The sequence below is a fragment of the Mycobacterium sp. Dal123C01 genome, assembly GCF_052566995.1.
The window spans coordinates 786905-810401 of record NZ_CP199580.1 but is presented as its reverse complement, the minus strand read 5'-3'; the positions used below and the strand labels follow the sequence as shown (position 1 = coordinate 810401).

Sequence of the window (23497 nt, the reverse complement as noted above, 5' to 3'; positions counted from 1 at the left end):
ACTCTGACCTGCAGCGCCGCGCGGTTTTGCCGCTCAGCCCAGCCGCATGCCGGCATCCACGAAGTCTTGAGTTTCTTGCGCTAGCGCAAACCCAGGGACTGATCAGTCGCCGGCATGGGGCGGTTCTCCCGCACCCGCGGCACCCGGCCGGGAAGCCGGCGGCGTGTACCCCTCCCAGGGGCTGTAATCGGCGATCAGTTCCTCCTGCGGCGGGCGCTGATCGACCGGAACGTGCTGCAGGTTGATCCGGATCCGGTACCAAATCGAACTCGGCCCTCGCATGCCGTCGACCAGCACGTCGGCCGGCTGCAACCGCCCGGCCACGGCGGGGTGGCGGTCGCGCCAGGTTTCCAGCGCGGCCATCGCTTCGTCTTTGGTTTTGGTCCGGGCGATCTCAATGAGCGGCTTCGCCGACTGGCGCCGGCCGTCGGCGGGCTTTTTCGATCCCCGCGGCGCCCGCTCCGGGGGGCCCAGTTCCTCGGCCAGCATCAGCAACCGGTCCAGTCCGCCGACCGCGTCGTTCATCCCCGCCCACGGGTCGCCCATGTCGGCGAACCGGTCGGGCACGGTGGCGATCGTGAACGCTTCCGGTCGGCAGTCGGCGACCTCGTCCCAATGCAGCGGCGTCGACACCCGGGCGTCCGGAGTGGCCCGGACCGAGTACGCCGAGGCGACCGTGCGGTCCTTGGCGTTCTGGTTGAAGTCGACGAATACGCCCTCGCGCTCTTCCTTCCACCAGCGGCTGGTCGCCGCGTCGGGCACCCGCCGCTCGACCTCACGGGCCACGGTCTGGGCGGCCAGCCGGACCTGACGGAACTCCCAGCGCGGGGCGATCCGGGCGTAGACGTGAAAGCCGCGGGACCCGGACGTCTTCGGCCACGCGACCAGGCCGTAATCCTCCAACACCTCGCGGGCCACCAACGCCACGTCGACGATCCGTTGCCACTCGACCCCGGGCATCGGGTCCAGATCGACGCGCAGTTCGTCGGGGTGATCGAGGTCGTCGGCGAGCACGGGATGCGGGTTGAGGTCCACGCATCCCAGGTTGACCGCCCACGTCAGCCCGGCGGCATCGTGGATGACGGCCTCCGCGGCAGACGTGCCCCGCGCGTAGTGGAGTTCGGCAACGTCGACCCAGTCCGGCCGCTTCGTCGGCGCGCGCTTCTGGAACACGGCCTCCTCGGAGATTCCCTTGACGAAGCGCTTGAGGATCATCGGCCGGCCGGCCACCCCGCGCAACGCTCCGTCGGCGACCGCGAGGTAATAGTGGACCAGGTCGAGCTTGGTGTAAGCCCTGGTGTCGCCTCGGCCCTCGAACACAACCTTGTCCGGATGGGTGATGGTCACCTGGTGCCCGGCTACCTCAAATGACGCCGGACCGGTCATGAGGTTCATCGTAATTCCGGGAAAATTTTCTGGCCGCGATGCGACCCGCGTCACATATGGTGAGGTTATGCCTAACCTTCCTGGCCTGCCCGGGCAAGCCGTTTCAAAGCTCCAGCAGTACGTCGAACGCGGTGCGGCTGAGTTGCACTACGTGCGCAAAATCTTCGAATCGGGCGCGTTTCGGCTGGAGGCGCCGCAGAACTACACCGGGTTGGTGACCGACATTGCCAAGTGGGGCGAGTTCGGCATGCTGCCCTCGCACAACGCCAGGCGCACCCCCGACCGCGCCGCACTAATCGACGAAGACGGCGCGTTCAGCTACCGGGAGCTCGACGAAGCCGCCCACGCGGTGGCTAACGGCCTGATCGAGAAGGGCGTGAAGGGCGGCGACGGCGTCGCCATCCTGGCTCGCAACCACCGCTGGTTCGTCATCGCCAACTACGGCGCGGCCCGGGTCGGCGCCCGCATCATCCTGCTCAACAGCGAATTCTCCGGGCCGCAGATCAAAGAGGTCTCCGAGCGCGAGGGCGCCAAGGTCATCATCTACGACGACGAGTACACCGAGGCCGTCAGCAAAGCGGAGCCGGAGCTGGGCAAGCTACGGGCGCTCGGCGTCAACCCGGACAGCGACGAGCCGTCGGGCAGCACCGACGAGACGCTCGCCGAGCTGATCGAGCGCAGTAGCAAGGAGCCCGCCCCCAAGGCCGCCAAGCACGCCTCGATCATCATCCTGACCAGCGGCACCACCGGCACCCCGAAGGGCGCGAACCGCAGCACCCCGCCCACCCTGGCCCCGGTCGGCGGCATCCTGTCGCACGTTCCGTTCAAGGCGAACGAGATCACCTCGCTGCCGGCACCGATGTTCCACGCGCTGGGTTATCTGCACGCCACCATCGCGATGTTCCTGGGCTCGACGCTGGTGCTGCGGCGCAAGTTCAAGCCGCCGCTGGTGCTCGAAGACATTGAGAAGCACAAGGTGACGGCCATGGTCGTGGTGCCGGTCATGTTGTCCCGCATCCTCGATGCGCTGGAAAAGATGGACACCAAGCCCGACCTGTCCAGCCTGAAAATCATCTTCGTGTCCGGGTCCCAATTGGGCGCCGAGCTCGCCAACCGCGCACTGAAGGACATCGGTCCGGTCATCTACAACATGTACGGCTCGACCGAGATCGCCTTTGCGACCATCGCCCGGCCCGAGGACTTGGAAAAGAACGCGTCGACGGTCGGTCCGGTGGTCAAGGGTGTGAAGGTCAAAATCCTCGATGACAACGGCAATGAGTTGCCCCAGGGCGACGTCGGACGGATCTTCGTCGGCAATGCCTTCCCGTTCGAGGGTTACACGGGTGGCGGTCACAAGCAGATCATCGACGGCCTGATGTCCTCGGGCGACGTCGGCTACTTCGACGAGGACGGCCTGCTGTATGTCAGCGGCCGCGACGACGAGATGATCGTTTCCGGCGGCGAGAATGTCTTCCCGGCCGAAGTCGAGGACCTGATCAGCGGGCATCCCGACGTGGTGGAGGCCACCGCGATCGGTGTCGAGGACAAGGAGTACGGCCACCGGCTGCGCGCGTTCGTGGTCAAGAAGGGCGACGCCGACGTCGACGAAGACGGCATCAAGCACTATGTGCGCGACCACCTGGCCCGCTACAAGGTGCCGCGGGAAGTGATCTTCCTCGAAGAGCTGCCGCGCAACCCCACCGGCAAGATCCTCAAACGCGAGCTACGCGAGATGCAGGTCGACTAGCGGCAGGCGGTTCAGCGCCGGTCCTGGATGGCGCGAACGATCTGCGTCGCGAGTTTGGGGTCGGCCAGCAGTTGGTCGATTAGCGCGGTGAGCACCTCTTGCCCCGTCACGCGCGCGACACCAAGGCGGTCGGCGGCGTCCCGCTGCCAGATGTCGAGGGCTCGGTGGGTGGCGGCCGGGAGGTCGACGGTGCGACGTGTCCGCTGGATCCGTGCCGGCTGCTCGCCTGCCGACCGCTCCCGTGGCTGGGGATCCACCGGCTCGGCGACCAGTCGTTGGGGGCGCGGCTGTCGGAAGCCGGTGATGCGTTCGGTGGGCGCGCCATCTCCGGGAGGGGTCGCAGCGGACATCTGCGCGCGGAACGATCCGGCGCCGGGTCCGATGTGGCCGGGGTTGGAACTCACTGCGGCGACGTCCCTCCGTGGGTGCCAATCAGTAGATCAGTGCGTGCATGGCTTCTATTGATTGTCTCACTGACCCCAGCGTAAGTCGCGTCGCGCGGCCTCGGGTGTCACCGGCCGGACACAACGCGGCCCGGACGAACCCGGCCGCGATGAGGAGCCCCACCAGCGGTTTCGAGCCGTGAATTCTACTAACGTAGCTGCCGGAAATATGATTGCGCGGCATGCCGATTACTGCTTAGCTGATTAAATCCGGCTGTCGGCTTATCTATTTGGGCAATGACAGTGGGTTGGATCACTAACTGGACGAGCGTATTAGCACGACAATAGCGATGTACTGAAGTGCACGAATCCGTATCTCAGTACCTCAGTAAAGTGAGGTTATACTGGGCATTTAGCGCAATCAGTGGATACTGATCTCAGTATCAGCAAATATCCTGAATGGCGGAAATGCGTATTAACAGAAATGCGGAAATCGAATCCGCTGATACGGAAATGTGCAATGGGTAAAAAGCTGAGACTGACATCAAATTCACAGGTGGAATTAGTGCAATTTCCATTGTTTGCCTAGGAATTTATGCGTAGCGTCCAGAATGTCGGGGAACTGAGGTCTCGGAAGGAGCTCACCAAGATGAATACACTGCGATCGATCCGCGGCGCGGCCGCTGGTGCAGTCGGCGCCAGCGCGGTGGCCGGCGCGATGTTGTTCGGCGGCATTCCGGCGGCGCAGGCCGCACCGGCGCCCGCCCCTGCCACAAGCTTCGAAACTGTCGGGCCGCATGGCGGCGCACCGCTCGGCCCGGGCCTGCTCCCGGACCGGCCCGGTTGGGGTCATGGGGGCGGAGGCCACGGTGGCTGGGGTCACGGAGGCTTTGGCCGCGGCGGTGGCTTTGGCCACGGCTTTGGCCACGGGTGGGGTCACGGCGGTGGCTTTGGCCGCGGCTGGGGTCACGGTGGCTGGGGCCACGGTTGGGGTCATGGAGGCTTTTGGCGCCCTTGGTGGTGACCAATAGCGTGAGGCCGGCCAGCCTCGTCCTGCCAGATTCATAGGTTGGCCGGCCCGCATTGAGGGGGGAAACCACGCCGGTCTGACAATCTCAGGCCGGCGTGGCCTCACCTCTAGAGACGTCCATGCCGACCCGAGACCGGCCTCGGGTCGGCATGGATTTTGTTTAGGGGTCGCGGGGCAGGCCCAGCAGTCGCTCGGCGATGATGTTGAGCTGCACTTCCGACGTGCCGCCGTAGATGGTGGTGGCCCGGCTGGCCAGCAAATACTCGCCCCACTTGCCCGCCAACTGATCCGGGTCGCCGATGGCGGCGTCGGTGCCGAATGAGGACACCGCGAATTCGGCGTAGCCCTGTCCGGTGCGCATCGACAACAGCTTGGAGATCGCCGCGGACGGCATGGCGTCGCCACCGGCCAGCGTCAACAGCGTCGAGCGCAGGTTCAGCACCTTGGCGGCATGCCCTTCGGCGATCAACTGCCCGGCCCGGTGTTGTGCGACCTGATCGAACTGGCCGTCGCGAACGAAGTCGACGAACTGCGGCAGGGTCGCCAGGAAGTTCGCGTCGCTGTTGCCAATCGATACCCGCTCGGCGGTCAGCGTGTTGCGGCTGACCTCCCAGCCGCGGTCGACCTCGCCCAGCACGCACTCATCGGGCACGAACACGTCGTCGATGTAGACGGTGTTGAACATCGCGTTCCCGGTGAGCTCACGCAGCGGCTTGACCGTGACACCTTCGCTCTTCATGTCCAGCAGGAAGTAAGTGATGCCATTATGTTTTGGAGCGCTGGGCTCACTTCTGGCCAGCAGCGCACCCCACTGCGAGTACTGCGCGGCGGTGGTCCAGATCTTCTGGCCGGTAATGCGCCAGCCGCCGTCGGCCCGGGTCGCCTTCGTGGTCAGCCCGGCCAGGTCCGATCCGGCGCCCGGCTCGGAGAACAGCTGGCACCAGATCATCTCGCCGCGGAAGGTCGGCGGCAGGAACCGTTGCTTTTGCTCCTCGGTTCCGAACGCGACGATCGACGGAATGATCCACGCGGCGATGCCGACCTGCGGCCGTTTGACCCGCCCGGTGCTGAACTCCTGGGCAATGATGACCTGCTCGACCGGGCCGGACGCCCGGCCCCACGGGGCGGGCAGGTGCGGCAACACCCAGCCACCTTCGGCGAGTGCCACCGTGCGCGATTCGCGGTCCATCTCTTTGAACGCGGCGACCTCGGCGCGGATCTCTGCCCGCAGTTTTTCGGTCTCGGGATCCAGGTCGATGTCCACCGCGCGCATGCCGGTGGTGGTCGCGGTGTTGACCACTTTCTGCGGGTATTCCGAGCTGCGACCGAAGCAAGCGGCCAGCATCAGCGCCCGGCGGTAGTACACGTTGGTGTCGTGCTCCCAGGTGTAGCCGATGCCACCGTGCACCTGAATGCAGTCCTGCGTGCATCGCTGGGCGGCCGCGGGTGCCAGCGTCGCGGCCACGGCGGCGGCGAACTCGACTCCGGAAGCGACGATGTCCCCATCGTTTTGGCCGGCGTCGTCGATCGCGCGGGCAGCGTCCCATACCGCCGCGGTAGCCCGCTCGGTGTCGGCGATCATCTCTGCACACTTGTGCTTGATGGCCTGGAACTGGCCGATCGGCCTGCCGAACTGTTCCCGGATCTTGGCGTATTGCGCCGCCGTATCGGTCGCCCAGCGCGCCACGCCGATCGCCTCGGCAGACAGCAGCGTGGACATCACGGCGTACGCGGTTGTCATGGTCAGGTTGCTCAAGGCGGCATCATCGCCGACCTCGACGGCGTTGGCCCGCACATGCGCGATGGGCCGCAGCGGGTCAAGACTTTTCACCGGCTCGATCTCCAGCTGGTCGGCGCGCAGCACCATCCACTCGTCACCACTGTCGATCGCCACGGGGAGCACCAGCACCGACGCCTGCGCTGCGGCGGGAACCGCGCGGACTTCGCCCCGGATCACCAGCACTTCCTCACCGGGGCGGCCCTGCCGGGTGGCGGTCAGCCCGGAATCGAGCGCGTAGGCCGCGATGGCCGCGCCGGACGCCAAGTCGGCGAGCACCTTGGCCTCCGGGTCGTGCGCGGCGATCAGCGCGCTGGCGATCGCCGACGGCACGAACGGCCCGGGCACGGCGCCGTAGCCGAACTCGGCCAGCACGATGGCCAGTTCGAGGAGGCCGAAACCCTGTCCGCCGACGGACTCGGACAGGTGAACACCCTGCAGGCCTTGGTCGGCGGCCGCCTGCCAGTACGGCGGCGGGTTCTCGATCGGGGTCTCCATGGCCGCGTGCAGCGCCTCCGACGGCGCGATGCGCGCCACCAGGGATCGCACCGAGTCCGCCAGGGCTTGGTGTTCAGGAATTATTGCGATCGGCATTGGTCGCCTTCCCATTTTTTCGGGGTTCGTTTCGGCCAAGCACTCATTAATCTAATAACCGGTCGGTTGGTTGACCACATTGGCCAAGGGCTCGCCGTCGCGCAGGCGCCGACAGTTGGCCACCGCCTCGACCAGATAGCGCCGCATGGTGTCGGCGGTGTACCAGGTGACGTGCGGTGTCAGCACGACGTTGTCCAGGTCAAACAGCGCACTGTCGGACGCCACGGGCTCGACCTCGAAAACGTCGAGCCCCGCGGCGGCCAGCCGCCGGTCGCGCAGCGCGCCGACAAGGGCGTCTTCGTCGACGATGGCTCCACGCGAGGTATTGACCAGCACCGCGCTGGGCTTCATCAAGGCGATCGCATCCCGGTTGAGCAGATGATGGGTGTCAGCCGTCAACGGTAGGTGCAGCGAGACGATGTCGCTATCGGCCAGTAGCTCGGGCAGCCGCCGCCAGCCGGGGTGCCCGTCGTCGCGCGTGCTGGTGTGTACGACGGTGGCGCCCATTGCCCCGACGAGCTCGCCCACCCGCTTGGCGATATTGCCGTAGCCCACCAGTCCGACGGTGCAGCCGCCGATGTCGCGGACCGTCTCGCCCAGCTCGGGATCGAGCGGCCAGCCACGCCCCTGCCGGGTGGCGCGGTCCAGCGCCGGCAGCCGGCGCAACGCGGCGAGCATCAACAGCACCGTTCCCTCGGCCACCGACGGTGCGTTGGCGCCGGGCATGTTGGCGACCGCGATGCCGCAGCTCGTCGCGGTCTCGACGTCGATGGTGTTCACCCCGGCGCCGAGTTTGTGCACCAGCCGCAGCCGTTCCCCCCGGCGCAGGTCGCCGCCTGACAACGGTCGTAGTACATGCCAAATCACGTCGGCTTCGGGCAGCTCACGGTAGAAGCCCGCGTCGTCATCCGCGGCACACCATCGGACGTCGAGCCAATCTGCCTCGGCGGCAAGGAAATCGAGGACTTTGTCACCGGGAACGAAGTGGGCGAGAACTCTCAGCGCCACCGCTTGCTGATCCACCTGGCGATGGTATCCGCCTGCTCGCTACGCGCGCCCGGGGTGGTGAAGTAGTGGTCGGTTTCGATCGAGGCCTGCGACTTGTCGGCGCCGGCGAGCGCGTCGTAGATACGTTGGGCGTCAGACGGAAACACTCCGGTGTCGGCCTCGGCGTTGATCACCAGGGCCGGGCAGGTGATGCGGCTCAGGTGCGGCTCGGCCCGGGTTTGCGCCACCCGCAGGCTCCACATGCCCAGCCAGCTACGCAGTGTGCAGGACGCGGCGATGCCTTGGGCGGAGCGGTTGGCCTTGGCCGGCACACCCGCGTAGCACAGGTTGGGCGCACGTTTGGTGGGCTCGATGCCGGGATCGACCATGCGGGGATCGGCCCAGGTTCGCATCACGGAGAACGGCCGGTCGGAAAACCCCGCGGCGCGAACACGTTTGAGCTCCATCTCGGCCCAGTCGGTAATGGCGTGGTTGCGCGCAGTCTGGGCCGAGCGGTAGCGGGCGATGAACTCCGGTGCGTATGGCGGCCCGTTGACCTCGTTGAACAGGTCCAGCTCGGGTTCGCTGGCGACGGGATCGTTTTCGTCGACGACGGAGCCGTCCATCCAGGCGGTCAGCACCTCGGGGCGTCCGGGATGAGCGGCGGTGGCGACGTAGCCGTCCGCGAGCGGCAGCTCGGTCAGACCGGCCGCCGGCCGCATTCCCTGCAGTGGGGTGACATTCGGGTCGGCGGCCTGTGACTGATAGGCGGCCATCAACGATCCGCCTCCCGAGTTACCCAGCAGCACAACCGTATCCACTCCTTGGACCTCGCGCAGCCAGCGCACCCCGACGCCGATGTCGACCAGCGCGTGGTCAAGCAGGAAGTTGGCTTCGAAGCCGCGGAACCTGGTGTTCCAGCCGAGGAATCCGATACCCCGGATCGCCATGTAGTCGGCGAGATAGTGCTCGGAGAAGTCGATCTGGTAGTGCGTGGCGATCATGGCCACCTTCGGCTTGCGTCCCACGCCGCGGTGGTACAGCCCTTGGCACGGATGTCCGCCCGCACCGGCCCGTCCGGCGGTGGGCGACGTCACGCCGACGAACTCGCGGATAACCCCTGCACCGCCGCCATTACGCGTCAATTCAGCGACCTTCCTGCGAGTAGATCGCCCGGTAGTAGATGTTGGCGAGGGTTTGGATGCAGGCCTGGTCGTCGAGCGCGTCGGAGTCTGCCCGGCTGAGCTGGATATAGCAGAACTGGTTGAACATCGCCACGATCGCCTCGGCGATCAGCTGCGGGTCATCGCCCGCGCAGTAGCCCTTTGTTTGGGCGCGCCGGACCGTATCGGCGATGAAAGAGATTGGAATATCACAGATTTCAGCCCAGTACTGTGCGAAATCGTCGTTGACCATCGCCAGCTGAGACACGCTGATCACCTCGGCGAGCCGGTTGCGGTAGGTGTGCCAGTGCGCGGCGGCGGCCTGGTGGGCGCGTTCGCGATCGGACAGGCCATGCCCGGTGACCGAGCGCGCGCGCTCGTTGGCCTCGTCGCGGAAACGCATTGCCCACTGGCGGACCATCGCCTCTTTGGAGTCGTAATAGTTGTAAAAGGACGCCGCCGAGCGGCCCGCTTCCGCGGCGATGTCGGCAATGGTCGTCGCCAGGATTCCCTTGCGCGCGATGACCGTTCGTGCGGCGGCGTCGATCGCGGCCTGCGTCTGCCTGCCGCGGTGTGTCGGGAACTCGGCAGGCCGGTTTCCCCGACCTTTGGATTCCGCCGCGATCGACACCTGATGTTCCTCCCTGGAGCAAAACTGAATCTGATGTTAGATTCAGTTTTGCATCTTGGCCAGGCCCACCAATCGATGGGAGCCGCAACATGATCAAGCCGAACAACACCAACACCGAATTCGAACTCGGTGGGATCAATCATGTTGCGCTGGTGTGTTCCGACATGGCACGCACCGTGGATTTCTACAGCAACATCCTCGGCATGCCGCTGATCAAATCGCTTGATCTGCCCGGCGGTGGCGGCCAGCACTTCTTCTTCGACGCCGGCAACGGCGACTGTGTCGCGTTCTTCTGGTTCGCCGATGCACCCGATCGGGTGCCCGGCATCTCGTCCCCGGACGCCATCCCCGGTATCGGGGACATCACCAGCGCGGTCAGCACGATGAATCATCTCGCTTTTCACGTACCGGCCGAGAAATTCGACGCATATCGGCAGCGGCTCAAGGACAAGGGCGTGCGAGTTGGCCCGATCCTCAACCACGACGAGAGCGAGATGCAGGTATCCGCGACGGTGCATCCCGGTGTGTACGTGCGCTCCTTCTATTTCCTGGACCCCGACGGCGTCACGCTTGAGTTCGCCTGCTGGGTAAAGGAATTCGGCGACGGCGATGTCCAGACCGTTCCGAGGACGGCTGCCGACCGGCGACCCCGAGCGCAGGCCGTAGGCTGATCGGCAAACTTGTGGCCGAGCCGGGGGATGTCCACGATGACCGACGGCATTTTGACCGATGAGCAGATCGAGGCGCTGACACCAGAGCAGCGGCGCGACCTGATCACGCGACTGGAAGCACCGCTGAGCGAAGTGATCGACCCGATGCTGCTGGCGCGGATACGGCGCATCCGACTGGGCCTGATGGTCGGTGGCTCGATCGCGATGATTCCCTGGCTGGTCTATCTCTCCCTGACGTTGCCGGACAACTACGTCGCGCACAACTGGCCCGCGACCTGGGTCGGCTTCGACATCCTGTTGGCCAGCTTCATGGTGGCGACAGCGGCTTTCGGTTACTTTCGCCGCCAGGTGCTGATGTTTGCAGCGTTCACCTCTGGTGTGCTGCTGATCTGCGACGCGTGGTTCGACCTGATGACCGCGGGGCCCAATGATGTCTGGTTGTCGGTGGTCACGGCGCTGGGCATCGAGGTGCCGCTGGCGATTTTCATGATCACCGGAGCGCATCGCATTTTGCGACTCACCATGATGCGCCTGTGGCTCCTGGATCCGAAGATGCCGCTTTGGCAGCTCCCGTTGTTCCCCTGACGCCGTAAAGCCGCGGATGGGCGAGTTCGTCGAGCAGCGACGCCAGCTGATCGACGAGTTCGTCGGGCTCCAGCCGCACGTCCCCGGCCAGCCAGGCGCTGATCATCTGTCCGACACCGCCGACCGCGAAGTGCGCGCCCGCTTTCATGCGATCGTTTGCCCGCATCCGCAGCACGTCGCCGGCATGCTGGCCGGACAGCATCGCGAACAGCGCACTGGATTCGGCGCGCTTGCGCACAATCACGGCATCGGCGAGTTGGGTGCTGAACAGCAGACGCCCGATGCGGGCATCTCCGGCGATGGTCCGCACGATGTTGGTCATCCCGGCGCGGGCCTGTTCCGGGATCGGCACCGCCGCCACCGCGGCCTGGGTGGTGGCGGCCAGGTCGGCGATCACCGAGTCGAAGACCGCGCCCACGAAGCCGTCCTTGTCGCTGAAGCTTTCGTAGAAATAACGGGGGGTCAGGCCGGCGAGGCCACAGACGGCGCGAACCGTCAACGCCGAGGCATCCTGCTGGTCGGCGCCCAGTAAGTCCAGGCCCGCGGCCAGCAGCCGGCCGCGGCGCTCCGCCAGTCGCCGGGAGGCTTCGACGCCGCGGTAGGGACGCTCGCTTGGGGTCTGCGCCATGAGCACCATCTTGACACCGTCGCGATGCGCGGACAATATCAGGAAACAATCGTTGTCACATATAGCGCACGAGCGCCGGGAGGTTTTCGGATGGCGATTCAGGACGCCGTTGACCGGCCGCTTCCGCATGTCGAGCGCCCGGTCTCCGACCCGCCCCTGCCGCGGCGCGCACGGCGCGGGCGCAGGCTGGGGATCGACGAAGGTCTGATGGGCGTGGCGCTGCTGGCCGGTCCGGCCAACGTGATCATGCAACTGGCGCTTCCCGGCGTCGGCTATGGCGTGATGGAGAGTCGCGTCGAGAGCGGCCGGGTCGATCTGCACCCGATCAAACGGGCGCGGACCACCTTCACCTACCTGGCGGTGGCCACCGGCGGCAGCGACGCGCAAAAGGACGCCTTTCGCCGCGCGGTGAACAAGGCGCACGCGCAGGTCTACTCCACTGCCGAAAGTCCGGTGCAATATGACGCTTTCGACCTCAACCTGCAACTGTGGGTCGGGGCGTGCTTGTACAAGGGCGGGGTCGACATCTACCGGATTTTCATCGGTGAGCTGGACGGCGAGAACGCCGATCGGCACTACCGCGAGGGCATGACGCTGGCCACCACGTTGCAGGTGCCGGTGGCGATGTGGCCGACGGACCGGGCGGCGTTCGACCGGTACTGGCAAGAGTCCCTGAGCAAGGTGCACATCGACGACGCCGTTCGGGACTACCTGTATCCGATCGCCGCGGGCCGCGTGCGCGGGGTGTCGTTGCCGCGCCGCCTGCAGCGTCGGCTGGACAGTTTCAATCTGCTGATCACCGCCGGGTTTTTGCCGCACCAATTCCGCGACGAGATGCGGTTGCCGTGGGACGCCGGCAAACAGCGTCGGTTCGACCGGCTGATTGCGGTATTGCGAACGGTGAATGGGCTTCTGCCGCGGTTCGTCCGGCAGTTCCCGTTCAACATCCTGCTCTGGGACGTGGACCGCCGGATCAGGACGGGACGCCCCTTGGTCTAGGCGCGGTCCCGCCGCCGCGGCGGCGTAACGTCGGGCGGGTGCGTAGCGAAGGTGATACCTGGGACATCACGACAAGTGTCGGTTCGACGGCGTTATTCGTAGCCACCGCGCGGGCGTTGGAGGCGCAAAAGCCCAACCCCCTGGTCGTCGACCCGTATGCGGAGATCTTCTGCCGAGCCGTCGGTGGTTCGTCGGCGGACGTTCTCGACGGCAAGGAACCCGACCACAAACTCAAGAGTGCCGGCTTCGGCGACCATTTCGTCAACTTCCAGGCCGCTCGCACGAAATATTTCGACGAGTACTTCCTGCGGGCCGCCGAGGCTGGTGTGCGGCAGGTAGTCATCCTGGCGGCCGGACTCGACTCGCGCGCCTACCGTCTGAACTGGCCCGCCGCGACGACGATCTTCGAGCTGGACCGCCCGCAGGTGCTCGATTTCAAGCGTGAGGTGCTCAGCGGCCACGGCGACCAGCCGCGCGCCGAGCGCCGGGAGATCGCTGTCGATCTGCGGGAAGATTGGCCACAAGCCCTGCGGAACAGCGGTTTCGATCCCGCCAAGCCCTCGGCGTGGATTGCTGAGGGTCTGCTGATCTATCTCCCGGCCGCCGCGCAGGAGCAGCTGTTCACCGGCATCGACGGCCTGGCCGGCCCCGGCAGCCATGTGGCCGTCGAGGATGGCGCGCCGCTGCAGCCCGACGAGTTCGAGACTGCCGTCGAAGAGGAACGGGCGGCCACCGCCGAGGGCGACACGCGGGTGTTCTTCCAGTTGGTCTACAACGAGCAGCATGCCCCGGCCGCCGAATGGTTCGGCCAACACGGATGGACCGCGGTCGGCACCCCCTTGGCCGACTACTTGCGCGAGGTTGGCCGTCCGGTTCCCGGACCGGAAACCGAAGCGGGGCCGATGATTGCGCGCAACACCCTGGTCAGCGCCGTCAGGGCGTAACCACCGGAGCAGCCTCACTGGCGGCTTTCTCAGAATTTTCAATGAGTTGAACGTGAGCCGGAACTTTTTCGGGCTGCCACCCGACTCCTAACGGGGTTGATACGTGCGCCATCTACGCCCAGGCGTCGTTGACTCGCCCCCGCGAGGAGTCCTGGTATGGCACTACCGGTTCTGTCCCTTGGATTAGTCGCATCGCCGGCGGTGTGGCCTTTGATCGCGGGCGGCCGAGAATGACCGCGCCGATTTGGATGGCATCGCCCCCGGAGGTTCACTCCGCGTTGCTAAGCAGCGGGCCGGGGCCCGGAAGCCTGTTGGCGGCCAGCGGTGCATGGAGTTCATTGAGTGCCGAATATGCCGACACCGCAGACGAACTCAGTGCGACGTTGTCGGCGGTACAGGGCGGCGCGTGGGAGGGTCCGAGCGCCGAGGCGTATGTGAGCGCACACGCGCCCTACCTGGCGTGGCTGATGAAGGCCAGCGCCGACAGCGCGTCGATGGCTGCCGAGCACGCGACGGCCGCCGCCGCCTACACCGTTGCATTGGCCGCAATGCCGACCCTGCCGGAGCTGGCCACCAACCACGTCGTCCACGGCGTGTTGACGGCGACCAACTTCTTCGGGATCAACACCATCCCGATTGCGGTCAACGAGGTCGACTATGCGCGGATGTGGGTCCAGGCCGCCGCCACGATGTCCACCTATCAAGCGGTCTCCGCGACGGCACTGGCCGCGGCACCGCAGGCTGATCCGGCGCCGGTGATCCTGCACGCCGACGACGACAGTGGCGGCGACGGCGGCGATGACGACATCGTCGACGATGACTCCGGTAACCCCTACCAACTGAGTTGGTGGATAAACCGATTCCTGGAGATATTCAAGACTTTCGCGCGCGACCTCAAGGATTTTCAGACGGACCCGATCGGGGCGATCACCCACCTGTTGGCCGACATCGGGCCCCTCATCGCTGATGAGCTCGGCCACGCCCTCGAGGCCATTCAAGCCTTTGCGCCCCAAATCGCGATCCTCGTCGCGACCTCCACCCTGGGGTTTGCTGGAGCCCTCGCGAGCCTGGCATCGCTGGCCGCGATCCAACCCGCGGCCCCGGCCGTGGCGGCCGCACCACTGCCCGAGGCGCCCAGGGCACTGGCGGTGACAAGTGGCCCTCCTGCGGCGAGCGCCGCGGCCCCGACGCCGTCTTCTGCCCCAGCTTCGACTCCGGCATCCGCGCCGGCCTCGACGCCGACAGCCGGATCCCCACCGCCGCCCGCCGGTATCGAGGCAGCCGCATACCCATACCTGGCAGGAGGGCCCGGCATTGGCACCGGCGAGGGGATGAGCAGCGGCGCACAGCGCAAGGCTTCGGAGCCCGATTCGGCCGCGGCCCTCGCAGGAGCAGCGGCAGCAGCGAGGGACGAGAGTAGGGCGCGCCGGCGCCGCCGGACGGCGATGAGGGGCCACCAGCCCGGCTACCGTTACGAATTCCTGGACGCCGACGTTGGGGCAGGGGCCGGCCCGTCAGTCGCCGAGCCCGCAACGACCGCAGCCTCCGACCGGGGGGCGGGTGGTCTGGGGTTTGCTGGGACGGTCCACAAGGGCGCCGCCGAGGCCGCGGGGTTGGCCACGCTAGCCGGTGACGAGTTCGGCGGCGGACCGGCTGTCCCGATGCTGCCTGGCACTTGGCAGCCCGGTGACGAATCTGCCAAGGGCCGTGCGCACCACACCGAGCCCGACTAGTTTTCTGAATGAAAGCAATATTGAGCGTGTTTGGGGGATCCGTAGCGGTGGCGAAACCTGCTGGCCGGGAACTTTTCCGCTCCAGTAGCCGACTAGTACGTGCGTGCTTGCTGAGCCGTCCGCCAGTCTCGGCGGGTATCACACGTTCACCCCGATCGGTAAGGAGTCGTTGCGATGACCGCGCCGGGTATGGAGGCCACTCCGCTCAGCTGCGCAGCGACAAGTTTTCTCATGAAACTGATTTCAGTCGGCTTCGCCGCCAAGGGGAGTGCGGCCAACGCCATAACTGGAGAGGTGGGCCGGTGATCACGCAGAAAACCGTGGTCAGAGCCCCCGCGAGGGCCGCCGAGTGGTCCGTCGCACGGGCCCGAGAACCTCGACAGTTAGCTTATGCAATGCTAACTTCAGCAAATTAAGTTAGGGGAGACTATCTTCATGGAAATTGGCGGCCGTGGAACGCGGTGATAGTGGTGCCCTCGCAGTCCAGCCGGGCACTTCGCGCTTGGACAGCAGAGTCGACGGCGACGTCGTCAGCCGATTTGCTACGTGTCTGCGGGCACTGGGTATCTCGGTTTACCAACGCCAGCGTCCCGCCGATCTCGCCGCCGCCCGTTCCGGCTTCACGGCGCTGACCCGAGTCGCCCATGACCAGTGCGACGCATGGACCGGGCTCGCGGCCGCCGGCGATGCGTCCTTCCGGGTACTCGAGGCGGTTTCGCGCACCGCGGCCAACTCGGGCGTGCTGCAGCGGCAGGTCGACTTGGCGCCCGGCGCCTTGGGCTTCCGCTACGACAGCGGGTTGTATCTGCAGTTTCGCGCCACCAACCCCGACGATTTCCATCTCGCCTATGCCGCGGCGCTGGCGACGGAGGGGCGGTTTGTCGAAGCGGACGAGATCGTCACCGAGCTCACCGCGCGCCGCCCGAGCTGGCGTGAGGCGCGGTGGATCTCGGTCGTCATCAACTATCGCGCCGAGCGGTGGTCCGACGTCGTCAAACTGCTGACCCCGATCGTCAACGACTCCGATCTCGACGAGGCCTACGCGCACGCGGCCAAGATCGCTCTGGGCACTGCGCTGGCCCGGCTGGGCATGTTCGCCCCCGCGCTGTCGTATCTCGAGGAACCCGACGGCCCGGTCGAGGTGGCCGCGATCGATGGGGCGCTGGCGAAGGCGCTCGTCCTGCGCGTGCACGTCGACGAAGACTCGGCGAGTGAAGTCCTGCAGGACTTGTATGCCGCACACCCCGAGAACGAACAGGTCGAAAAGGCGCTGTCCGACACCAGTTTTGGGATTGTGACCACGAATGCGGCCCGCATCGAGGCCCGCACCGATCCGTGGGACGTAGAAACCGAGCCCAGCGCGGAGGACTTTGTCGACCCTGCTGCCCACGAACGCAAGGCCGTGTTGCTGCACGAGGCCGAACGCCAGCTCACCGAGTTCATCGGCCTCGACGAAGTGAAAAACCAGGTTTCTCGGCTCAAGAGCTCGGTGGCCATGGAGCTGGTGCGCAAGCAGCGCGGGCTCCAGGTTGCGCAGCGCGCCCATCACCTGGTCTTCGCCGGACCACCCGGGACCGGTAAGACCACCATTGCGCGTGTGGTCGCCAAAATCTATTGCGGCCTCGGCTTATTGAAGCGGGAAAACATCCGAGAGGTGCACCGCGCCGACCTCATCGGTCAGCACATCGGCGAGACCGAAGCCAAGACCAACGCGATCATCGACAGCGCGCTGGACGGGGTGTTGTTCCTCGACGAGGCCTACGCCCTGGTGGCCACCGGCGCCAAGAACGACTTCGGGCTGGTGGCCATCGACACGCTGCTGGCCCGCATGGAAAATGACCGCGACCGGCTGGTGGTGATCATCGCCGGCTACCGGGCAGACCTCGACAAGTTCCTGGACACCAACGAGGGTTTGCGGTCGCGGTTCACCCGCAACATCACCTTCCCGTCGTACAACTCCCACGAGTTGGTGGAGATCGCGCACACGATGGCCGAGCAGCGAGACAGCATCTTCGAAAAATCCGCGCTCGACCACATGGAGGCGCTGTTCGCCAAATTGGCCACGGCCAGCACTCCCGACTCCAACGGAATCGAGCGTCGCAACCTCGACATTGCCGGTAACGGCCGTTTCGTCCGAAACATCGTCGAGCGCTCCGAGGAGGAGCGCGAATTCCGTTTGGACCATTCCGAACACGCGGGGACCGGTGCGTTCACCGATGAGGAGCTGATGACGATCACCGACCGGGACGTCAGTAATTCGGTAGAGCCGCTGCTGCGCGGCCTGGGGCTCTCGGTGCCGGCATGACCAACCCGGAGCCGCAGGACGAACGACGTTCGTTTTCCTCACGCACCCCTGTGAACGACAATCCCGACCAGGTGGTCTATCGCCGCGGTTTCGTCACCCGGCACCAAGTGACCGGCTGGCGCTTCGTGATGCGGCGTATCGCTGCGGGAATCGCCTTGCACGACACCAGGATGCTGGTCGACCCGCTGCGTACCCAGTCGCGTGCGGTGCTGATGGGCGCGGTCATTCTGATCACGGGCTTGGCGGGTTGCTTCGTGTTCTCCATGATCCGGCCCAACGGGCAGGCGGGCAGCAACGCGGTGCTTGCCGATCGGTCGACCGCCGCACTGTACGTGCGGGTGGGTGACGACCTGCACCCCGTGTTGAATCTGACCTCGGCCCGGTTGATCGTCGGCAAGCCGGTCAACCCCGCCACGGTGAAAAGCAGTGAGCTGGACCGGTTTCCGCGTGGCAACCTGATCGGCATTCCGGGCGCGCCAGAACGCATGGTGCAGAACACCTCTCATGACGCGAACTGGACGGTATGCGATGCGGTCAACGAGGCCGCCCAGGGTTCGCACGCTGTGCACAGCACCGGTGTCACCGTGATCGCCGGCACGCCCGACAGCAGCGGCGCCCGTGCCGCCGCGATCGCGTCCGGCCAGGCGATCCTGGTCGAGTTCACCGGCGACAAGGGCCCCAGCACCTGGCTGCTGTGGGATGGCAAGCGCAGCCAGATCGACCTGACCAACCACGCGGTCACCACCGCACTTGGCCTCGGTGCCGACGTGCCCACACCGCGGCCCATCGCAGCGGGGCTGTTCAATGCGATACCCGAAGCGCCGTCGCTGACCGCGCCGGGCATTCCGAACGCCGGCACCCCGGCGAACTACGGAGTCCCAGCCCCGATCGGGGCGGTGGTGACCTCCTACGCCGTCGATCCGGGCAGCCTGCGGCACTACGCGGTGTTGCCGGACGGCCTGCAACCGATCTCGCCGGTGCTCGCCGCAATCCTGCGGAACACCAATTCCTATGGCTTGGACCAGCCGCCGCGGCTCGGCGCCGACGAGGTGGCCAAGCTGCCGGTGTCACGGATGCTGGACACCACGCGCTTTCCCGACCGCCAGGTGTCCCTCGTCGACGCGGCCAAAGATCCCGTCACGTGTGCCTACTGGGGCAAGCCGGCCGGTGCCGCGAGCAGCTCGCTGAGCCTGCTGGCCGGCTCGGGGCTGCCGGTACCCGACGCGGTTCGCACCGTGAACCTGATCGGCGCTGGCTCCCAAGGGATAGCCACCCGCGTCGCCCTGGCACCGGGCACCGGCTATTTCACCCAGACCGTGGGCGGTAGTGCGACCTCGCCCGGCACCGGCTCGCTGTTTTGGGTCTCCGACACTGGAGTGCGCTACGGCATCGACAACGAGGCCGAGAACGGAGCCGCCGGACGCGGCAAAACCGTTGAGGCCCTTGGCCTAACCCCAACCCCCGTTCCTATTCCCTGGTCGATCCTGTCGCTGTTCGCGGCGGGCCCGACGCTATCGCGCGCCGACGCGCTGCTCGCACACGACGGCTTGGCGCCCGACAGCAGGCCCGGTCGTCCGGTGTCGGCCGAAGGAGGACCCCGATGAGCCGACTGATCTTCGAAGCGCGCCGGCGGCTGGCGCCACCGAGCACCCGCCAGGGCACCATCAGCATCGAGGCGCCTCCCGAACTGCCCCGGGTGATTCCGCCGTCATTTCTGCGGCGCGCGATGCCCTTTGTGATCGTGATCCTGATCGTCGGCATGATCGTCGCGCTGGTCGCCACCGGGATGAAGGTGATTTCCCCGCAGACCCTGTTCTTCCCATTCGTGTTGCTGTTGGCGGCAACCGCGCTCTATCGCGGCAACGACAACAAGATGCGCACCGAGGACGTCGACGCCGAACGCGCCGACTACCTGCGCTACCTGTCGGTGGTTCGGGACAACATCCGCACCCAGGCCGCCCAGCAGCGGGCTGCCGCGCAGTGGTCCCATCCCGAGCCGGCCGCACTGGCCACGGTGCCCGGATCTCGCCGTCAGTGGGAACGTGACCCGCGCGACCCCGACTTCTTGGTGTTGCGGGCCGGGCGTCACCAGGTTCCACTGGCCACCGCGGTGCGGGTCCAGGATGCCGCCGACGAGATCGATCTGGAACCGGTGTCGCACAGCGCATTACGCAGCCTGCTCGACACCCAGCGCACGGTGCGTGATGTGCCCACCGGAATCGATTTGACCAAGGTCTCCCGGATCACCGTCCTCGGCGAGCCGGATGAGGTGCAAGGGGCGTTGCGGGCCTGGGTCGCTCAGGCGGTGACCTGGCACGACCCGACGGTGCTGGGGGTGGCGCTCGCTACCCGCGATGTGGAGAACCACGACTGGTCCTGGCTGAAGTGGTTGCCCCACATCGACATTCCCGGCGAGGTGGATGGCGTGGGGCCGGCCCGGTTCCTGGCCGCCAACCCCGATGAGCTGGTCTTGATGCTGGGCCCCGCGCTGGCCGACCGCCCGGTATTCACCGGGGGGCCGTCAGATGCGTTGCGGCACCTGTTGATCATCGTCGACGACCCGGACTACGACGTGAACGCCTCGGCGCTGGCGATCGGCCGGGCCGGAGTCACCGTCGTGCATCGCAGCAGCACGGCGCCGAACCGCGAACAGTATTCGGACCCGGAAAAGCCGATTCTGCGCATTGCGGACGGGGCCATCCAACGCTGGCAGACCGGCGGCTGGCAGCCCTACATTGACAACGCGGATCAGTTCGGCGTCGACGAGGCCGCCCACCTGGCCCGTCAGTTGTCGCGCTGGGACTCCAACCCCACCCACACCGGGCTGCGCTCGGCGGCAACTCGTGGCGCCACGTTTACGACGCTGCTGGGTGTACCGGACGCATCGCAGCTTGATGTGCCGACGCTGTGGGCACCGCGTCGCCGCGACGACGAGTTGCGGGTGCCGATCGGTGTCACCGCCACCGGCGAGCCGCTGTTCTTCGACCTCAAGGACGAAGCCGAGGGCGGCATGGGTCCGCACGGCCTGATGATCGGTATGACCGGTTCCGGCAAGTCGCAGACCCTGATGTCGATTCTGTTGTCGCTGTTGACAACTCATTCGGCGGATCGGCTGATCGTCATTTACGCCGACTTCAAGGGTGAGGCCGGTGCCGACAGCTTCCGGAACTTCCCGCAGGTCGTCGCGGTGATCTCGAACATGGCCGAGAAGAAGTCGCTGGCCGACCGGTTCGCCGACACGCTGCGTGGCGAGGTGGCCCGACGCGAAACGCTGCTCCGCGAGGCCGGCCGCCGGGTTCAGGGCAGTGCGTTCAACTCAGTGGTCGAGTACGAGAACGCCATCGCCGCCGGGCATGATCTACCGCCGATCCCGACACTGTTCGTGGTGGCCGACGAATTCACGCTGATGCTGGCCGACTACCCGGAGTACGCGGAACTGTTCGACTACGTGGCGCGCAAGGGCCGCTCGTTCCGCATCCACATTCTGTTCGCGTCCCAGACGCTGGATGTCGGAAAGATCAAGGACATCGACAAGAACACCTCGTACCGCATCGGGTTGAAGGTGGCCAGTGCCAGCGTGTCTCGCCAGATCATCGGCGTGGACGACGCCTACCACATCGAATCGGGCAAAGAGCACAAGGGCATCGGCTTCCTGGTCCCCGCTCCCGGTGCGGCCCCGATCAAGTTCCGCAGCACCTATGTCGACGGCATCTACGAGCCGCCGCAGACCGCTAAAACCCTTGTGGTGCACTCTGTCCCGCAGCCGAAGCTGTTCACTGCCGGCAGGGTGGAGCCCGATCAGGGCACGGTGATCACCGGAGCCGACGAACAAGACCTGGCCGGACCGCCGCGCAAGCTGATCGCCACCATCGGCGAGCAGCTCGCCGGCTACGGGCCGCGGGCGCCGCAGCTGTGGCTGCCGCCGCTGGACGAGCCGATCCCGTTGACCACGGTGCTGGCCCACGCCGGAGTGCCGGACCGGCAGTGGCGCTGGCCGCTCGGTGAGATCGACAAGCCATTCGAGATGCGCCGCGACCCGCTGGTGTTCGACGCCACGTCGGCGTCCGGCAATATGGTGATTCACGGGGGCGCCAAGTCCGGCAAATCGTCTGCGCTGCAGACATTTATCCTGTCGGCAGCCAGCCTGCACTCGCCGCGTGATGTGACGTTCTACTGCCTGGACTACGGCGGCGGGCAGCTACGCGCGCTGGAAGATCTGGCGCACGTCGGCAGCGTCGCGTCGCCGCTGGAGCCCGAACGCATTCGCCGCACCTTCGGCGAGCTGGAGCAGCTGCTGCTTTCCCGGCAGCAGCGCGAGGCCTTCCGGGACAAGCATGGTTCGACTCACGACGACGGCTTCGGCGAGGTGTTCCTGGTCGTCGACAACCTCTACGCATTCGCCCGGGACAACACCGACCAGTTCAATACGCGTAACCCATTGCTGGCCAAAGTGACTGAACTCGTCAATGTCGGTCTCGCATACGGCATCCACGTGATCGTCACCACCCCGAGCTGGCTGGAGGTGCCGCTGGCAATGCGTGACGGCCTCGGGCTGCGACTCGAGCTCAAGCTGCACGACGCGCGGGACAGCAATGTGCGGGTGGTCGGGGCCCTGCGCCGTCCGGCCGATTCCGTGCCGGCCGACCAGCCGGGTCGCGGGTTGACCATGGCCGCCGAGCACTTCCTGTTCGCGGCTCCCGAGCTGGACGCGGAAACAAACCCAGTGGCCGCGATCAACGCCCGTTACCCGGACGTGGCCGCACCGCCGGTTCGGCTGCTGCCGAAAAACCTGGCACCCGATGCTCTCGGGCCGTTGTATCGGGGACTGGAGCAAGTGGTCATCGGTCAGCGCGAAGAGGACCTGGCACCGGTCGTGCTCGACTTCACCGAGAACCCGTTGCTGATGGTGTTCGGTGACAGCAAGTCGGGCAAGACCACGCTGCTGCGCCACATCATCCGCACCATCCGCGAGCATTCCACCGCGGACCAGGTGGCCTTCACGGTGCTGGATCGTCGGCTACATCTCGTCGAGGAGCCACTCTTCGCCGACAACGAATACACCGCCAACATCGACCGGATCTTCCCGGCGATGCTCGGGTTGTCCAACATCATCGAATCGCGGCGCCCGCCGGCGGGCCTGTCGGCAGCGGAGTTGGCCCGGTGGAGCTACGAGGGCCACACCCATTACCTGATCATCGACGACGTGGACCAGATTCCGGATGCACCGGCGATGAGCGGCCCGTACATTGGACAGCGCCCATGGACCAGCCTGATCCCGGAACTCAGCCAGGCTGCTGATCTGGGGCTGCGGGTGATCGTCACGGCCCGCGCCACGGGGTCGGGGCACGCGCTGATGACCAGTCCGTTGCTGCGCCGCTTCAACGACTTGCAGGCAACCACGTTGATGCTGGCGGGTAATCCGCAAGACAGCGGCAAGATCCGGGGACAACGATTTGGCCGGTTGCCTGCCGGACGGGCAATTCTGTTGGGAGACAGTGAAAGCCCGACGTACGTGCAGTTGGTCAACCCGTTGGTTGGCGAGTCTGTTGTAGGGGGAGCCGACGATGGTTTCGCCCGCTGATGGTTAGTGAAACAGCAACTGAAGGACCACAGAAGGAGGGGTTATGACGTTGCGAGTAGTTCCTGAAGGACTGGTGGCGACCAGTGCTGCGGTAGAGGCGCTGACGGCGCGGCTGGCGGCCGTGCATGCGGCGGCCGCTCCGGCGATCACCGCAGTGGTGCCGCCCGCGGCGGATCCGGTGTCGCTGACGACGGCCGCCGGGTTCAGCGCCCAAGGCCAGATGCACGCCGCGGTGGCCGCCGAAGGCGTGGAGGAACTGGGCCGTGCCGGTGTAGGCGTGGGCCAGGGCGGGGCAAGCTATCTCGTGGGTGACACCGCGGCGGCCGCGACGTACGGAGTAGGCGGCGCCTGAT

At 66.3% G+C, this 23497-nt stretch carries 18 protein-coding genes; 11 read left to right on the top strand and 7 right to left on the bottom strand.

What is annotated here, in order from left to right:
• Positions 1 to 102: 102 nt before the first annotated feature.
• Positions 103 to 1395: a DNA polymerase domain-containing protein gene (locus tag ACTXG5_RS03885; protein WP_445162442.1), complete on the bottom strand. Its 1293-nt coding sequence runs from the start codon at positions 1393 to 1395 to the stop codon at positions 103 to 105.
• Between the two features lie 58 nt (positions 1396 to 1453).
• On the opposite strand from ACTXG5_RS03885, the gene fadD2 reads away from it, so the two are divergent.
• Positions 1454 to 3133, top strand: coding sequence for a long-chain-fatty-acid--CoA ligase FadD2 (gene fadD2 / locus ACTXG5_RS03880; protein ID WP_445162441.1), 1680 nt, complete (start codon positions 1454 to 1456; stop codon positions 3131 to 3133).
• A gap of 11 nt (positions 3134 to 3144) precedes the next feature.
• Here the strand turns inward: fadD2 and ACTXG5_RS03875 are convergent, their stop codons facing one another.
• Positions 3145 to 3537, bottom strand: coding sequence for an ATPase (locus tag ACTXG5_RS03875; RefSeq protein ID WP_445162440.1), 393 nt, complete (start codon positions 3535 to 3537; stop codon positions 3145 to 3147).
• Between the two features lie 628 nt (positions 3538 to 4165).
• Here ACTXG5_RS03875 and ACTXG5_RS03870 point away from each other — a divergent pair.
• The gene (locus ACTXG5_RS03870; RefSeq protein WP_445162439.1) at positions 4166 to 4540 is read left to right on the top strand and encodes a hypothetical protein; all 375 of its coding nucleotides are present in this window, start codon (positions 4166 to 4168) and stop codon (positions 4538 to 4540) included.
• Positions 4541 to 4706: 166 nt separating this feature from the next.
• Here the strand turns inward: ACTXG5_RS03870 and ACTXG5_RS03865 are convergent, their stop codons facing one another.
• Genes ACTXG5_RS03865 through ACTXG5_RS03850 form a run of 4 tightly spaced genes read right to left on the bottom strand, consistent with a single transcriptional unit; the run spans position 4707 to position 9692 of the window.
• Positions 4707 to 6917, bottom strand: a complete 2211-nt coding sequence (locus tag ACTXG5_RS03865) for an acyl-CoA dehydrogenase (protein WP_445162438.1) — start codon at positions 6915 to 6917, stop codon at positions 4707 to 4709.
• Between the two features lie 51 nt (positions 6918 to 6968).
• On the bottom strand, positions 6969 to 7940 hold the full coding sequence (locus tag ACTXG5_RS03860; RefSeq protein ID WP_445162437.1) for a 2-hydroxyacid dehydrogenase: 972 nt from the start codon (positions 7938 to 7940) through the stop codon (positions 6969 to 6971).
• On the bottom strand, positions 7916 to 9049 hold the full coding sequence (locus ACTXG5_RS03855; RefSeq protein ID WP_445162436.1) for an alpha/beta hydrolase: 1134 nt from the start codon (positions 9047 to 9049) through the stop codon (positions 7916 to 7918). Before ACTXG5_RS03855 ends, ACTXG5_RS03860 begins: the two co-directional genes overlap by 25 nt.
• A 1-nt stretch (position 9050) precedes the next feature.
• Complete coding sequence (locus ACTXG5_RS03850) at positions 9051 to 9692, bottom strand: TetR/AcrR family transcriptional regulator (RefSeq protein WP_445164247.1); 642 nt, start codon at positions 9690 to 9692, stop codon at positions 9051 to 9053.
• A gap of 95 nt (positions 9693 to 9787) precedes the next feature.
• Here ACTXG5_RS03850 and ACTXG5_RS03845 point away from each other — a divergent pair, with 95 nt between their 5' ends.
• Together ACTXG5_RS03845 and ACTXG5_RS03840 are read left to right on the top strand one after the other, a co-directional pair.
• Positions 9788 to 10369: a VOC family protein gene (locus ACTXG5_RS03845; protein WP_445162435.1), complete on the top strand. Its 582-nt coding sequence runs from the start codon at positions 9788 to 9790 to the stop codon at positions 10367 to 10369.
• Positions 10370 to 10405: 36 nt separating this feature from the next.
• Positions 10406 to 10954, top strand: coding sequence for a hypothetical protein (locus ACTXG5_RS03840; protein WP_445162434.1), 549 nt, complete (start codon positions 10406 to 10408; stop codon positions 10952 to 10954).
• Here ACTXG5_RS03840 and ACTXG5_RS03835 read toward each other — a convergent pair.
• Positions 10887 to 11591, bottom strand: coding sequence for a TetR/AcrR family transcriptional regulator (locus tag ACTXG5_RS03835; RefSeq protein ID WP_445162433.1), 705 nt, complete (start codon positions 11589 to 11591; stop codon positions 10887 to 10889). The two genes, ACTXG5_RS03840 and ACTXG5_RS03835, sit on opposite strands and share 68 nt — an antisense overlap.
• An 81-nt stretch (positions 11592 to 11672) precedes the next feature.
• Between ACTXG5_RS03835 and ACTXG5_RS03830 the strand changes: the two genes are divergently transcribed.
• The 7 genes from ACTXG5_RS03830 (at position 11673) to ACTXG5_RS03800 (ending at position 23496) form a co-directional block, all read left to right on the top strand.
• Positions 11673 to 12581, top strand: coding sequence for an oxygenase MpaB family protein (locus ACTXG5_RS03830; protein ID WP_445162432.1), 909 nt, complete (start codon positions 11673 to 11675; stop codon positions 12579 to 12581).
• 38 nt (positions 12582 to 12619) lie between these two features.
• A complete protein-coding gene (locus tag ACTXG5_RS03825) occupies positions 12620 to 13525 on the top strand; it encodes a class I SAM-dependent methyltransferase (RefSeq protein ID WP_445162431.1) in 906 nt (301 codons plus the stop codon).
• 230 nt (positions 13526 to 13755) lie between these two features.
• The gene (locus ACTXG5_RS03820; RefSeq protein WP_445162430.1) at positions 13756 to 15258 is read left to right on the top strand and encodes a PPE family protein; all 1503 of its coding nucleotides are present in this window, start codon (positions 13756 to 13758) and stop codon (positions 15256 to 15258) included.
• 451 nt (positions 15259 to 15709) lie between these two features.
• Positions 15710 to 17563: a type VII secretion AAA-ATPase EccA gene (gene eccA / locus ACTXG5_RS03815; RefSeq protein WP_445162429.1), complete on the top strand. Its 1854-nt coding sequence runs from the start codon at positions 15710 to 15712 to the stop codon at positions 17561 to 17563.
• The gene (eccB, locus tag ACTXG5_RS03810) at positions 17560 to 19167 is read left to right on the top strand and encodes a type VII secretion protein EccB (protein WP_445162428.1); all 1608 of its coding nucleotides are present in this window, start codon (positions 17560 to 17562) and stop codon (positions 19165 to 19167) included. The genes eccA and eccB overlap by 4 nt, the downstream gene beginning before the upstream one ends.
• Positions 19164 to 23144 (top strand): type VII secretion protein EccCa, encoded by a 3981-nt coding sequence (gene eccCa / locus ACTXG5_RS03805; RefSeq protein ID WP_445162427.1) that lies wholly within the window; start codon positions 19164 to 19166, stop codon positions 23142 to 23144. The genes eccB and eccCa overlap by 4 nt, the downstream gene beginning before the upstream one ends.
• A gap of 43 nt (positions 23145 to 23187) precedes the next feature.
• On the top strand, positions 23188 to 23496 hold the full coding sequence (locus tag ACTXG5_RS03800; protein ID WP_445162426.1) for a PE family protein: 309 nt from the start codon (positions 23188 to 23190) through the stop codon (positions 23494 to 23496).
• The last annotated feature ends 1 nt before the right edge of the window (position 23497 follow it).